The organism is Streptomyces sp. NPDC048389 (genome assembly GCF_040706335.1).
Classification (GTDB): domain Bacteria; phylum Actinomycetota; class Actinomycetes; order Streptomycetales; family Streptomycetaceae; genus Streptomyces.
Window position 1 is genome coordinate 148172 of record NZ_JBEZKP010000007.1, and the last position, 12507, is coordinate 160678.

At 72.7% G+C, this 12507-nt stretch carries 19 protein-coding genes; 14 read left to right on the plus strand and 5 right to left on the minus strand.

What is annotated here, in order from left to right; genetic code table 11:
* Positions 1-214: 214 nt before the first annotated feature.
* The 7 genes from AB0903_RS08105 to AB0903_RS08135 all read left to right on the plus strand — a co-directional run bounded on the left by AB0903_RS08105 (position 215) and on the right by AB0903_RS08135 (position 4503).
* Positions 215-1300, plus strand: coding sequence for an IS110 family transposase (locus AB0903_RS08105; RefSeq protein WP_366700172.1), 1086 nt, complete (start codon positions 215-217; stop codon positions 1298-1300).
* 31 nt (positions 1301-1331) lie between these two features.
* A complete protein-coding gene (locus tag AB0903_RS08110; protein WP_215135221.1) occupies positions 1332-1883 on the plus strand; it encodes a hypothetical protein in 552 nt (183 codons plus the stop codon).
* A gap of 55 nt (positions 1884-1938) precedes the next feature.
* A complete protein-coding gene (locus AB0903_RS08115; RefSeq protein WP_366700174.1) occupies positions 1939-2214 on the plus strand; it encodes a hypothetical protein in 276 nt (91 codons plus the stop codon).
* Positions 2211-2663 (plus strand): hypothetical protein, encoded by a 453-nt coding sequence (locus tag AB0903_RS08120; RefSeq protein ID WP_366700176.1) that lies wholly within the window; start codon positions 2211-2213, stop codon positions 2661-2663. Before AB0903_RS08115 ends, AB0903_RS08120 begins: the two co-directional genes overlap by 4 nt.
* A complete protein-coding gene (locus tag AB0903_RS08125; RefSeq protein ID WP_366700178.1) occupies positions 2660-3016 on the plus strand; it encodes a hypothetical protein in 357 nt (118 codons plus the stop codon). The genes AB0903_RS08120 and AB0903_RS08125 overlap by 4 nt, the downstream gene beginning before the upstream one ends.
* A gap of 309 nt (positions 3017-3325) precedes the next feature.
* Complete coding sequence (locus AB0903_RS08130) at positions 3326-3913, plus strand: hypothetical protein (RefSeq protein WP_366700180.1); 588 nt, start codon at positions 3326-3328, stop codon at positions 3911-3913.
* Positions 3910-4503: a hypothetical protein gene (locus AB0903_RS08135; RefSeq protein WP_366700182.1), complete on the plus strand. Its 594-nt coding sequence runs from the start codon at positions 3910-3912 to the stop codon at positions 4501-4503. Before AB0903_RS08130 ends, AB0903_RS08135 begins: the two co-directional genes overlap by 4 nt.
* Positions 4504-4649: 146 nt before the next feature.
* On the opposite strand, the gene AB0903_RS08140 is transcribed toward AB0903_RS08135, so the two are convergent.
* From AB0903_RS08140 to AB0903_RS08160, 5 genes are all read right to left on the minus strand, one after another.
* Complete coding sequence (locus tag AB0903_RS08140; RefSeq protein WP_366700184.1) at positions 4650-5768, minus strand: hypothetical protein; 1119 nt, start codon at positions 5766-5768, stop codon at positions 4650-4652.
* Positions 5765-6664, minus strand: coding sequence for a lactate dehydrogenase (locus tag AB0903_RS08145; protein ID WP_366700186.1), 900 nt, complete (start codon positions 6662-6664; stop codon positions 5765-5767). Before AB0903_RS08145 ends, AB0903_RS08140 begins: the two co-directional genes overlap by 4 nt.
* A complete protein-coding gene (locus tag AB0903_RS08150; RefSeq protein ID WP_366700188.1) occupies positions 6661-7839 on the minus strand; it encodes a hypothetical protein in 1179 nt (392 codons plus the stop codon). Before AB0903_RS08150 ends, AB0903_RS08145 begins: the two co-directional genes overlap by 4 nt.
* A 243-nt stretch (positions 7840-8082) precedes the next feature.
* On the minus strand, positions 8083-8307 hold the full coding sequence (locus AB0903_RS08155) for a hypothetical protein (protein WP_366700190.1): 225 nt from the start codon (positions 8305-8307) through the stop codon (positions 8083-8085).
* 209 nt (positions 8308-8516) lie between these two features.
* Positions 8517-8837 (minus strand): hypothetical protein, encoded by a 321-nt coding sequence (locus AB0903_RS08160; protein ID WP_366700192.1) that lies wholly within the window; start codon positions 8835-8837, stop codon positions 8517-8519.
* A 193-nt stretch (positions 8838-9030) separates the two neighbouring features.
* On the opposite strand from AB0903_RS08160, the gene AB0903_RS08165 reads away from it, so the two are divergent.
* From AB0903_RS08165 to AB0903_RS08195, 7 genes are all read left to right on the plus strand, one after another.
* Positions 9031-9330 carry a hypothetical protein gene (locus AB0903_RS08165; protein WP_366700194.1) on the plus strand — a complete coding sequence of 100 codons (300 nt, stop codon included), beginning with the start codon at positions 9031-9033 and terminating at the stop codon, positions 9328-9330.
* A complete protein-coding gene (locus AB0903_RS08170; protein WP_366700195.1) occupies positions 9327-9719 on the plus strand; it encodes a hypothetical protein in 393 nt (130 codons plus the stop codon). The genes AB0903_RS08165 and AB0903_RS08170 overlap by 4 nt, the downstream gene beginning before the upstream one ends.
* Positions 9719-9871, plus strand: coding sequence for a hypothetical protein (locus AB0903_RS08175; protein WP_366700197.1), 153 nt, complete (start codon positions 9719-9721; stop codon positions 9869-9871). Before AB0903_RS08170 ends, AB0903_RS08175 begins: the two co-directional genes overlap by 1 nt.
* Positions 9868-10062: a hypothetical protein gene (locus tag AB0903_RS08180; RefSeq protein WP_366700199.1), complete on the plus strand. Its 195-nt coding sequence runs from the start codon at positions 9868-9870 to the stop codon at positions 10060-10062. The genes AB0903_RS08175 and AB0903_RS08180 overlap by 4 nt, the downstream gene beginning before the upstream one ends.
* Before the next feature lie 92 nt (positions 10063-10154).
* Positions 10155-11342, plus strand: a complete 1188-nt coding sequence (locus AB0903_RS08185) for a hypothetical protein (RefSeq protein WP_366700201.1) — start codon at positions 10155-10157, stop codon at positions 11340-11342.
* A complete protein-coding gene (locus AB0903_RS08190; protein WP_366700203.1) occupies positions 11339-11479 on the plus strand; it encodes a hypothetical protein in 141 nt (46 codons plus the stop codon). The genes AB0903_RS08185 and AB0903_RS08190 overlap by 4 nt, the downstream gene beginning before the upstream one ends.
* Entirely contained in the window at positions 11476-12501 is a 1026-nt protein-coding gene (locus tag AB0903_RS08195; protein ID WP_366700205.1) for a hypothetical protein, read from the plus strand. Before AB0903_RS08190 ends, AB0903_RS08195 begins: the two co-directional genes overlap by 4 nt.
* The last annotated feature ends 6 nt before the right edge of the window (positions 12502-12507 follow it).

Consider the following 12507-nt stretch of genomic DNA (forward strand, 5'->3'; position numbering starts at 1 on the left):
CGTGGTGACGCTGCGGGTGGGTCTGACCCTCCGACTGACTGACGTCTCGACTGTCCTGTTTGGGATTTGTCGGCCCGCCGGGCGTCACCACGCACGCGGCCGGACGGGCGTTTGTGACCTTATAGGAGCTTGGTCCAGAAGCCCCGTCACTGTCTTGTCCACCCGCCCGACCGGCGCGTGCCGCCCTCGGAACGGACACGCCACAAGGACGGACATGACCAGCATGACGCACGACAGCCCGCAGATCACCGGCGGAGTCGACACCCACGGCCTGACCCACCACGCGGCCGTGATCGACCAGATCGGCCGGCACCTGGCCGACCGGGAGTTCCCCGCCACGATCCGCGGCTACCGGGACCTGCTGGACTGGATGCGCACGCACGGCACGCCGGTCGGGGTCGGGGTGGAGGGCACCGGCGCCTACGGAGCCGAACTCGCCCGGGTGCTGACCGCCGCCGGGGTCACGGTCATCGATGTCGACCGGCCGGACCGCAAGACACGGCGGATGAAGGGCAAGTCGGACCCGATCGATGCCTACGCCGCCGCGACGGCCGTGCTGTCCGGTCGGGCCACCGGGATCCCCAAGAGCCGGGACGGCGTGGTTGAGGCGGTGCGGGTGCTGCGGGTCGCCCGCCGCAGCGCGGTCAAGGCCCGCACGCAGGCGATGAACCAGATCCGTGGCCTGCTGGTGGCGGCCCCCGCGATGCTGCGCGAGCATGTCGGGGGCCTGGAGCGGGCCGCGCTGATACGGACCCTGGCCCGGCTGCGGCCCGGCGGCGATCTGTCCCGGCCCCTGACGGCGACCCGGGCAGCGCTGCGGCGGCTCGCCCGCCGCCACCAGGCGCTGGACGAGGAGATCGCCGAGCTGGACACGGAGATCGGTCCGCTGGTCAAGCAGGCCGCACCCCAGCTGCTGGAGCTGTTCGGTGTCGGCCCCGAGACCGCCGGCCAGCTGCTGGCCTCGGCCGGGGACAACCCCGAACGGATGCGCTCGGAAGCCGCGTTCGCGCACCTGGCCGGTGTCGCGCCGATCCCTGCCTCTTCCGGCCGCACCCATCGCCACCGCCTCAACCGTGGCGGCGACCGGGCCGCGAACAATGCCCTGCACACCATTGTCCTGACCCGCATGCGCTTCGACGAGCGCACTCGCGCCTACGTCGAACGCCGGACCAAGGAAGGGCTGAACAAGAAGGACATCATGCGCTGCCTCAAGCGATTCGTCGCCCGCGAGGTCTACCGAGCACTGACCGCCACACCAACGGAACGAACCACCCAAACCGACCTCGCTCCTACGGCTTGACAACCATAGGAGCATCCCGAAAGGCAACGCTGTGCCCACACGAGACTTCACCCGCGCCGAACTCGCCGCCGTGGGCGTCCCCCCGGACAGCCCGCAGGACGTCCAGTGGTCCGAGACGCTGCTTGCCGACGAGCCGGTGACCACGCTCAAGTACACCCAGAAACGGCGCGCGGTCTTCCTGGCCGACGACGAGCGGACGTACGCGATCGAGTACGAGGCCCCGATCGACGCCGGCGACTTCGAGACCGGCCCGGTGCCCGACGGCCACGGCTGGCACGGGGACACCGTCCAGGCCGTCCAGGTCGTGCGCCGGCCCGTGGTCGTCGAGCAGTGGACCACCTACGTGCCCGCGTTCCACGACGGTCCGGACACCTCCGCCCTCCAGGACCTCACCGAGGTCTACGAGGAGGGCGGTCTGCGGACCAGGGACGCCCGGCAGAACGCGGCCGAGCTGCTGGCCAAGCACGCCGCCGAACTGGCAGCCGCCGCCGACGCCGCATGGTCCGTCACGTGCGACGACGAGGGGCACGCGATCCCGCACTCCCCGGACTGCCCCCTCTCAGCCCCCACCCCGCGCGTATAGCCGACCGCCGGCCGCCCCCGCCCACCCGGGGGCGGCCCCCATCCCAGGAGCCACGTTGCCCGACCTGAACACCCCCGAGGACACCCGTTCGTTCCTGGCCCTGTGCCTGGATCCCGGCTACGGCGTGAAGCGCACCGTGGCCAAGCTCGCGGACGTCATGCCCCAGTGGCTGCGCGAACGCGTCGACCAGCACGCCCCCCACCTCGCCCAGCTCCACGCCGAGGCCGACCGGCTCCAGGCCGCGGCCGACGAGGCGCGCACCGCGTACACCGCCGCCCTGGGCGACTGGATCCAGAACCCGACCGCCGCCGCCGAGGAGGCACACCCGTGATCACCCCGTACCCGCCCGACATCGTCACCCGGGCAATCACCCTGGGCATCCTCGGCGACCAGGACGCCGGCTGCGCGCTGCTCCAGCCCCTCGTGGACCAGGGCCCCCAGTCCACCTACGTCCTGCTCGGGATGCTCGCCGAAGCCGCCTCGCTCGCCGCCCGCATGGAGAACGACCCCGGCACGTTCTACGGCCTGGAGGTCACCTCCGCGCTCGACGGCAGCACGGCCTCCGCCGACGAACTGCCCGCACCGCTGCGGTTCGCCACCCAGTTCACCACCGTGTGGACCAACGGCGACCGCGACCAAGCCCGCGCCCTCTTCCACGCCTTCGCCGGCGAGGCCGACCGAACCGGCAGCCGTGACCTCGGCCAGGCCATCGGCATCGTGTACGGCATGGCCGTGACCACTGGGGAACACCTCGTCGCTGAACGGACGCGATCCCGGTGACCCGCCTCGCCCGCGCGCTCCTGGCCGTCTACCTGGTCGCGTTCGTCTGGCTCGCGTACGTCTCGGCCGTCTGCCTGCACCACAACGCCCCAGGCCAGGCAGCCGCGTTCTACGCCACCGCCACCCTCGTCGCCGTGGCCGGGGGCCGGGAGCGGCAGCACGCCGCCGCGCTTCAGGCCGCCGCCGTCCGAGACCCGCGCCCCTACCCCAACGACCTGGACGCCGTCATGCGCGCCGAGCTCGCGCGGACCTGCCGCTGCGAACGGTGGTGGACCACCTTCGGCACCGACCACGACCCGACATGCACCCAGCAGACCAGCGCCACCAACCCCCGACACGACGAGGAGGGTTGACCGTGGGCGCCCTGTGGCTCGCCCTAGCCGCGGCCGTCCTCACTGGTTACGCGGCCGGCCGCGCTCGCCCCTGGCAGCGGCTCATCGACTGGGCCCAGGACCAGGGGACCCAGCGCCCCGCCCGGTCCCTGGGCTTCTGGCTCGCCGTGCCCGTCCTCCTCGTCGGTCTGGCCGTCCTGTGGATCTTCCACCCCGCCGCTCCGCCGCCAACGTCCGGTCCTGGCGCCAGGACCGGATCCCGACACCGGCACCCCGCCTCGATCCCGACTGGGCCGCCCGCCGAGGCGCCCGCACCGAAGGAGACGACCAGTGACCCCCAACGAGACCGCCCTTCTCGACCGGCTCACCGAGGCCCTGCTGACCACGTGGCACGAGCGCGTGGAGGCCGGCATCGTCGCGGACCCGGCCGCCCACTGCGCCGCCCTTGCCGCCGCCGCGATCGGGCAGCTCGGCCCCCGCCCCACCCTGGCCACGCCCGCCGGCGACGACCTGCCGCCGTACACCGGCCCGTTCGTCGTGTGCGCGAAGTGCTCCCACACCGAGGCCGTCACCCGATACCGGGCCGCCCGCGAGCACAGCACCCAGGACCGCCAGACCTTCGCCCCCTCCCGCAAGGGGGAGCGCCTGGAGCGGCAGTGCTGGAGCTGTGACTACGCCTGGGACGAGGCACTGAACCCGCCGGAAGGGAACCCGCGCCTGGTCGACGTCGCCACCCTCGCCACGGCGCTGCAGGAGGCCCACCAGGGGTGGGCGCTGGACCTGTCCCCGGAGTGCGCCGAGCACATGGCCCGGCAGCTCCTGGGCAACCTCGTCGTCTACCGGCACGACCTCCCGGAAGACGAGCCGGCCGACGCCCCGGCCGCGGCCGATGTCGAGCAGGAAGAGGCTGCGGCGTGAAGCGCATCCGGCTGGACGACATGACCACCCGCGACCTGGAACAGCTCTACGCCCGGCTGGAGGCCGTCGAGGCAGTGGTCGACCGCATCCCGTACGCCGAGCGCCACCTCCGCCGCGCCCTGGAACAGCTCCCGGAGCGCTGCCGCTACCACGGCGACCGCCTGGACCCGGATCACCTCTCCTGGGGGCGGGAGGCCTGCTGCGACACCGGCACCCCGTCCCTCCGCCGGCGCCGTGCCCTCGCGGCCCTGGACCAGCTCACCGCCATGCCCCCGGAGACCCCGGGGGACACCGGTCCGGACACGTCCACGGACACGCTGTCCGCGTCCGGCGGCGTCTTGCGGACACCCCTGGAGGTCGGGGAGTCCGTCGACTGCGGACCGCTGCCGAGTGGCACGGACACTGTCCGGACACCACGGGACACGGACACTGAGGACACAGGCCAGGGTGTCCGGATCGAGTACCGGGCCAGCGTCCCCCGCCACATGCTGGGCGCGGCCGTCGCCGAGGCGTTCGGGATCATCGCCCGGGAGACCGCCGCCGCGCCCGAGGAGCCGCCGCCCGTCGACGCTCCACCTGATCACGAGTAGCGGATACGCTCCCGCCCGTGGGACAGCGCCCCGTGCCCCCGCCCTTCCGAGCCCAGGGTGGGGGCACACCCATGTCCGGCCCCCCGAAACGACACGTGACCCCTCGCAGCCGACTGCGGGGGGTCACGCGGGTCACACGGTATGGGTCACAGCAGGCCGCCTGTCACCTCCTCCAGCAGCGCCGTGTTCGCGACCGTGTCGTGCCCGAGGACGACCGACCGGTGCGGCAGGGCGGCCAGCGCCTCGGCCAGCCCGGCGGACGCGCCGCCCGCCGGAAGGAGCCGGAACACGTCCGGGTAGCGGTCCTCCGTCTTGGCGTTGAAGAAGTCGCCGTCCTGGACGCCCCGCTCCTCGTCGCTCAGCGCCGGGGTGGCGCCGGCTGTGATCCGGGGGAACAGCAGCGCGGCCGCCCGGCCTTCCGTGGCCAGCTTCATGCCCAGCATCGTGTCGAGCTGGTCCGGGAAGAACTGCGGCTTCAACTCCTTCCCGCTCGACTTCCACAGCGGCTCCCGCTCGTCGGCCAGCAGCGCGTCAGTGACCCGCTGGTGCTGCGTCGGGTGCATCTGCTCCCCGGCCCGAACCCGGTCGCGGACGACGTCGTACCAGCCCATCGCGTCCAGGAGCCCGAACCCGATCGCCGCCGCCGACGGCCACGGCAGCACCCGCACGGCGCCCTCCTCGACGCGCACGAACACCCGGTCGTTGGCGAGCAGCCCCCACCCGGCCCGCGCGAGGAGGAACCCCACGGTCGTCTTCCCCGCCCCCTTGTCGCCGAGGGACAGCACGGTCGCCCCGTCCGGCCGGGTGACGGCCGAGGAGTGGAGGATCTGCCACCCGTTGCCCAGGAGCTGACCGCGTACGACCTCGCGGGCGATCCGGGCCGCGGCCGTCGCCACGGCGGTCTCGTCGCAACCGACGACGGTCAGCCGGCGCACGGCCGGCTCCCACCGGTAGGCCAGACCCGCGTCAGGCTGCGTGGCCCTTACCACGCCGTCCCCGTTGACCCCGTAAACCATCCGGTCGTTGGCGTACACCACCTCGGCGTGCTGCCCGCTGGTGACGGCGCCGGTGAGCGCGGCGACCTCGCCCGGGTCGACGTCGGCAGCGACGACCGCCCCCGTCACGTCGGCCGCGTCCACCCGGGCCGCGTTCCACCACATGCCGAAGTACCGGACCGCCCAGTCCGTGACGGCCTCCGCGCGGCTGGTGACGGTGACGGCGTACCCGTCGGTGGGCGTGATGCGAGTGGCGAACATGTCGGTCATGCGGTCGTCTCCTTGAGTGTCTGGTGAAGCTGGTCATACGCGGACCGGATCTTGACGTCGGCGGCGTCGAGCTGCCGGGTCTCACCGGGGTCAAGGGGCGGGATGCACACGGTGGGGCGGCCGGCGGTGAACCGCAACGGGATTCCGAGCCACCCGCCGCGCCAGGACGCGGACAGCTCGATCACCCCGTCCGTGTGTCCGAGGGTGTGTTCCAGGGCGGCCAGGGTGGCGCCGGCCGGTCCGCACCTGGTGCGGCCGATCCCGGCATTGATCCGGCCGGGACGGGCCGCCAGTTCGTCCCGGACGGTCTGCAACGGCACAGGCACCGGCTGGCCGTTGACCGTGGTCGAGGAGGCGCAGATCACCGCGTGGGTGCCGTGCTCCCCGATCACGTGTCCGGCGACCGCCGACGGTGACACCGCCAGCAGCCGCGCCAGGATGAGGCGATATCGGGCCGTGTCTGTGTTGGAGCCGACACCGAACACCCGGTCACAGCCGGACACGGCGGCGAACAGGCGGGTCATCACGTCCACAGGGTTGGTCACCATGACCACGACGCCCCGGTAGCCGGCGAACTCCCGGCCCAATGCTGCGACGAGGGGCCCGTTTACGGTGAGCCCGGCCATCCTGATGTCGGTGCTGGCCCGGTTGGTGAACTGGGCACGCGGGCAGACCACGACCGCGTCACAGGACTGCATCCGCTCAAGGTCCCCGTGCACCACCCGGACGGGGGAGCCGGTCACCTGCCCCATGTCGTCCAGGTCAGCGACCAGCCCGGCGGCCGAACCGCCGCTGCCGGAGGTGAGGACCACCGACTCACACCACCTGGTCGTGAGCAGCAGCGCGCCGAGGGCCTGGCCCACCGCGCCGGCGCCGATGACACCGATCTCGCTCATGCGACGACCGCACACACGGCGTCATCCAGGCACACCCGCCACCAGGAGCGCGCCGGGGCCCGGCTCGCCATGGACACCGTGGCGTGCTCCAGCATCTGGCAGACGACCTCCGCCCGCTCCACCACGGCCGCGGCCTGGGCCGACAACGGCAGGCCGGCCGGGGCCGACAGGTAGGTCGTCAGGATGTTGACCGTGTCCATCACCCACAGCAGGAGGAACTGACGCAGCCACGCCTCCTGATCGTCGGGCTCCATCTCGGCCGTCAGCCGGGCCGTGAACGCGGTGATCCCGGACAGCACCGCGCGGGCGTCCTCGGGCGGGAGCGGCTCGGCCACCAGGCCCAGCACCGTACGAGAGACCACCTTTGCCACGTCCGCGCACGGCCGGCCGCGTTGCAGCCCTGGGTCGAGGAACACGACCGGCCCGTCCGGACCGGACGGAAACACGGCGTGCTCAGGCTTCAAGTCCCCGTAGATGACCGGCTGGAACGGCGCCGGCCGCACCGGCACCTCGCGGAGCCGCCCGATCACCGCGCCCAGCAGCTCACCGTGCCCCGTGTCGCGCAGATAAGTGCGGCTGCCGGCCGCGAACTTGCGCTGGAACGTGTCCGTGATCGACCGCTCCCGGATCGCCACCCGGTCCACCCGGGCCGCGACACCCGGCCGCGTCAGCCCCCTGCCGATCTGGTCAGCGACGCGCCCCAGCAGCAGGGCCGTACGGTGCGGCTCCCGCGCGATCAGCTCGCCGAGCGTCGGGCCGGGCACCGGTTCGGTGAACAGCACCCCGCCGGCGCACCCGGCGACCCGGGGCACGCGCACCCCGGCCGCGGCCAGGGTCATGAGCTGCTGCCCCTCGCGCCGGACCAGGGAGTCCGGCGCCTGGGCATAGGCGGCCTGGGCCGCTTTCACCGTCGCCCAGTCCCCGCGCGCCCCGCGCAGCACCGACACCAGCGAGGCGCCCAGGATCGGCAGCTTCCCGTACAGGGGCCGCCCGTCGACCTGGACGCGCTGCACGTAGCTCGTGACGCTCGGGGCGACCTCCCCGGCCTGGACGGTGGAATGGGGCCACAGGGATTGCGCGGCTTTGACGGTCTGGTCGGCCGCGTACGCCAGCACCACCTCGGCAGTGGGCGGCATGAGACCCGGCCCTCTCGGGGCAGGCACGGTCAGGGCCATAGGGATCCTCCTTCGGCCATGCGGACGCCAGCGCGCCCGCAGTCCCGCGATGAAGACCCGAGCCACCGAGCCGCCCGCGGACAGCCCGACAGACACACCGGATGCGGTAGCACTCGGCCCCCGGGTGATCACGCGTGTACGGAAAGTGACCCCTGAACCATCGAGCCGTCGCGGACCGCTAACCCCTAGGTTTCCTAGGGGGCGTTCACGGGCTCGAATCCCTCGCCGCACCGGCCCCCCGCGTCACGCGCCCGGAGCCCCCCAGGCGTCCGGCCCGGCCTCTCGCCACTCGATCAACTCCGACCGGGCGACGTCGTCCTCGTCCAGCCCCTCCAGGCCGGCCCGGCGCAGAAACTCCACGACGTCGGCCAGGCTGTACGCCAACCCCAGGATCTCCCCGTCCACGCGCACCCGGCGCCCGCCGGTCGGACTCGGCGGGTACACGATCACGGGCAGGCGTCCAGCCATGCCTCCACCCTCCGCCCGCCCCTGTCCGGACGCACGCGGACAGTGTCCGGACAGGTTGTCCCGAACAACTCCGGACAACCCCCGGAACAGCAGCAACCCCCCGCCGAACAGGTCGACGGGGGGCGGTAGGTGCAGCTCCGGTACTCTGCCGCGCACGGTTGGGCCCGTACCGGCCGGGTGGCCGTCCACGTCGCCCGGCCGGCCACCTCTCAGGCCGGAGGCTCCTGGCTCTCCTGGGGCTTTTCCGCCTTCGGGCGTTTGGTGACGCCCTGGATGATCTCCCGGACACGCCCGAAGCTGATGCCGGTCTCGGCGGAGATCTTTCGCAGAGACATCCCGTCGTCCTGCATGTCCTGCATGGCCTTTTGCCGCATGGCCCGCACCCGGCTGTGTGCATCCGGCCATGCGTCGAGCAACTGCGTCAGTCGCCGCGCTCGTTCTGCGGGGGGCTGATCATCTGCGCCGAGCGCGCGGATTGCGTCCAGCACCTGCTGCACCTCCTCGTCCTGCTGAGGGTCTTCCTCGCCCACGTTCACCCCTTCGGAACCCGGACGGTCCCAGGGACACGCCTGTGCGGGGTACCCCCCACGTCAACTTTTGTGTAGGGTACCCCGCACAGGAGGTAAGCGGAACCGCCTCCTGATGCATAGCGGCCCCGGTCGGGACGTCTGGAAAACACCGACCGGGGCCACGCCAGACCTGCTATCGACAGGAGCTGACGCAGTGCCCAACTGTACTGATCAGACGACCGTGGACACGGGGAAGGCCGCCGAGCTCGTTCTCGCCGCCGTCGCCGACCACTTCCAGACCCACAACCCGACCGGCGCCCTGGAGACGCACATCCTCCTGGCCTGCATCGGAGCGAAGGCCTACGACCTCGCGGACCGCAGCCGTAACGGCGACGGCCGCGGGATGTCGAAGGCCGCGTTCGACCGGGCCCCGGAGATCCCCGAGGGCAGCACGCGCGGCGCCTACGCCAAGCTGCTGCGCGAGACCCTGACCGCGTCCAGGGGGCAGGCATGATGACCTCCCTCCTGGAGCGCGCGCCCCGCGCCTGGAACGACGACGAGGACCCCAACGCCCCGGCGATCCCGCGCATCCCCGGCCCGCGCAAGGAGCCGCTCCCCACGAAGCTGCCCGCGAAGGTGCCCCAGCAGCCCGGCCCCCAGCAGTCCGGCACCCCGTCGTGCTGCGGGCGCCCCATGCGCCGGGACGGGCGACAGCTCGTGTGCGGCCGCTGCAAGTCCTGGACCGACACCGGCGTCGCCCACGTGGTCGCCTCGCCAGCCGCGACCCCCGCGTGCCCCTCGTGCAAGGGGAAGGGCGGCCGGTCGGTGGACACCTCGTCCGGCGGCGTGACCCGCAAGACGTGGAAGTCGTGCACCGACTGCCGGGGACGGGGGACGCGCTGATGAGCAGCAACGCCTCCAAGCTCCTCGCCGATGCCGCCGACGCCTACCGGAACGCTGCCCCGCAGCGCGACCAGGCCAGCGTCGCCGCCGCCACCCAGACCGCGCGCCAGCACGCCGCGCAGTCCGCCGGGTCCGACCGGGGGCAGCGATGAGCCTCCTAGGCCGGATTTTCCCGGATGACCGAAAGCTCGCGGCCACGAAGTACGCGGGCCGTGAATCCGCCTCCACCTCGTCGGCCCGCGCGCGGAAGCTCAAGCACCGCGCCCGAGGCGTCCAGGAGGCGGCCCAGCAGGGCCAGGCGTGGGAGGACGCCGACCGGCAGCGCGAACGCCGCCGCCGGTAGTCCCCTCCTCGTCGCCCGCCCTTGACCGGCCGGGCCCACCCCGTGTGGGCCCGGCCCTCCGTCCGTCCCACAAGCGCGAAGGGCGCCCCACGATGACCCACCCCACCCCCGACCACGAGCAGCAGCCGCGTATCCCCGGCGTGCGGTACCGCAAGGTCACCCGCCACCGCGTGGAAACGACCACGATCAACGGCCACCCCGAGATGGAAGAGGTGCCGTACACCGCGTGGGAGCCGGTCCCGCCGCGCGACTGGGACGGAATGGTCATCCGAGGCGTCACTATCGGCGCAGTCGGCGTCACGCTCCTGGCCACCACCAGTACAGCCGCGAGCATCGGCGGCCTGCTGGACAAGACCGTGCCCGCACCGGTCGCCTACAGCGCCGCCGTCGTGTTCACCGTTCCGTGGCTGGCCTGCCAGGGCGTGGAGTATGTCCTGCGCCGGGAACCGGATCGGGCGCGGAAGGCGCGCATCGCCGGGTGGTTCCTGCTGCTCATCTCCATGGCCACGGTCGTCGCGTACGGCATCGACAAGGGCGAGCCCGTCGCGGGCGCGGCCGGCGCTGCGGTCGACCTGATGTCCAAGGGCATGTGGGTCCTCGTGCTGAGCCTCCACGCCGTGCCCCTCTCGGCGGGTGTGGCGAACTGGCTCCGCCGGCGGAAGGAGAAGATCACCGCCAACGCCGTGGTGGCCAACGAGATCCGGCGCCTGGACCAGCACGAGGCGTACATGCGCGCCGTGTTCCCGACGTTCCCGGCCGCCGAGGCGATCACGACCGTGGTGGAGTCGCCCGCGCTGCAGGGCGGTGCGCCGCTGTCCGGAATGGTGTCCGGACCGGTCCCTGTCGTGTCCGCGCCCGTGTCGGGCCAGGTGCCTACCCCGGCGTCAGCCGCGGCGCCGGTCGTGCCACCAGTCTCGGTCCCGGTCCCGGTTCCGGCCCCGGCCCCGGCTCCGGCACCGGTCCCGGCCGCGGCTCCGGTCGTGCCGCCGGCGACCGTACCGGCGCCCCCGGTGCCTCCGGCTGCCGAAGCCCCGGTGCCCCCGGCCCCGCCGGTGGAGCCTCCCGCCACCGACACCGCCCGCCCCCCGCTCCGCGCCGTGGGCGGCCCCTTCAAGTCCGACACCATCGCCGCCGCACTGGCGGCCAACCCCCAGATCTCTGACGAAGACCTCATCCGGCTCGTGGACGCCTCGCACGGCGTGGACCCGAAGAACGTCCAGACCGTGCCCCGAACCCGCCGCCGGATCGAGGACAGGCTCAGGAAGAAGAAGGCGTCATGATCTACCTGATCCTGGCCGGTGGACTCGCCGGCCTCGCGCTTGCCCTCTACGGCCGCGCGAGCGACACCCGGTTCCTCGGCCGCCTCGCCGCCGGGGCGGGGCTCGTGATCGCCCTCCTGGAGTGGGGATCGTGGTGAGCGACGCCCCCGACACCGAGGAGGTCGACGCCCCGGAGGCGGAGGACGATAAGCCGTTCCGCGTGCGCGACGTCTTCCAGTTCCGTCGGCGGGCCGAGGCGGACCAGGAGGCCGCCGACGAGGAGGCCGGGCCCGAGACGCCGCCCATGCCCACCGAGCCGCCGACCATCCCGGCGGCCCGGGTGGGCCGGGCGGCTCGCGACGACAACCACCACGTGCCCGACTGGTGGGAACCGAAGAAGGACGTCACCCTCGCCGCCCAGCCCACGGGCACGTCGTGCCAGCACCTCAACGCTCGCACCGTCCGGGTCGGTTCGAGCAACACATTCATCCCCTACTACTGCCCGGACTGCAAAGCGGACTTGGACGTCGATGTCCCGGACGTCAAGCCCCCGGCCAGGGTGCCCACGCCCGTGAAGGCGTGTGAGCACCCGGCCCCGCACGAGGTCCGCAACAAAGTCACCGGCCAGCTCGTCGCGTTCTGGTGCGACGTGTGCGAGACCCAGCTCGAGGTCCCCGACGACTACGACGAACTCACCGACGTCACCGAGGCGGACGGCGAGGACGGCGACGGGGGAGAGGCCGACGAGGACGGCCAGCCCGTCGACAAGGTCCCGCCCTCCATCCGGAAGCGCTGGGGACAGGGCCTCCGGGGCAACGGGGGCAAGTCCTACAGCCGACCCGTCTACGGCAAGGACTCCGCGGAGCGGAAGAAGGCCCTGATCGAGGTCTGGTCAGGGATGTCCCGGAAGCAGCGGCACCTGCTCTACAACGGCACCGCGCTCGGGGCCGGGTTCTACATGGGCGTCCCGCAGTTCTTCACGGCTGAGGTCGCCTACCTGGTCGACACCTACGGCTCCTGGACCGACTTCTACGTCTGCATCTGGTACGGCGTGGCGGTCGGCATCTGGGTCCTGGACTACCGCACGCGCGGCTGGTTCCCGGTCTTCTCCTGGCTCACCCGCATCCCCCTCGTCTCGATGATCGTCGGCGCCCTGCTCTACGGCAATCCGGCCGCCTGACCCCCA

Coding starts and splice junctions, on each gene's coding strand:
- AB0903_RS08105 (WP_366700172.1), top strand. CDS start 215: ATGACCAGCATGACGCACGACAGCCCGCAGATCACCGGCGGAGTCGAC.
- AB0903_RS08140 (WP_366700184.1), bottom strand. CDS start 5,768: ATGACCGACATGTTCGCCACTCGCATCACGCCCACCGACGGGTACGCC.
- AB0903_RS08145 (WP_366700186.1), bottom strand. CDS start 6,664: ATGAGCGAGATCGGTGTCATCGGCGCCGGCGCGGTGGGCCAGGCCCTC.
- AB0903_RS08150 (WP_366700188.1), bottom strand. CDS start 7,839: ATGGCCCTGACCGTGCCTGCCCCGAGAGGGCCGGGTCTCATGCCGCCC.
- AB0903_RS08155 (WP_366700190.1), bottom strand. CDS start 8,307: ATGGCTGGACGCCTGCCCGTGATCGTGTACCCGCCGAGTCCGACCGGC.
- AB0903_RS08170 (WP_366700195.1), top strand. CDS start 9,327: ATGATGACCTCCCTCCTGGAGCGCGCGCCCCGCGCCTGGAACGACGAC.
- AB0903_RS08175 (WP_366700197.1), top strand. CDS start 9,719: ATGAGCAGCAACGCCTCCAAGCTCCTCGCCGATGCCGCCGACGCCTAC.
- AB0903_RS08180 (WP_366700199.1), top strand. CDS start 9,868: ATGAGCCTCCTAGGCCGGATTTTCCCGGATGACCGAAAGCTCGCGGCC.
- AB0903_RS08185 (WP_366700201.1), top strand. CDS start 10,155: ATGACCCACCCCACCCCCGACCACGAGCAGCAGCCGCGTATCCCCGGC.
- AB0903_RS08190 (WP_366700203.1), top strand. CDS start 11,339: ATGATCTACCTGATCCTGGCCGGTGGACTCGCCGGCCTCGCGCTTGCC.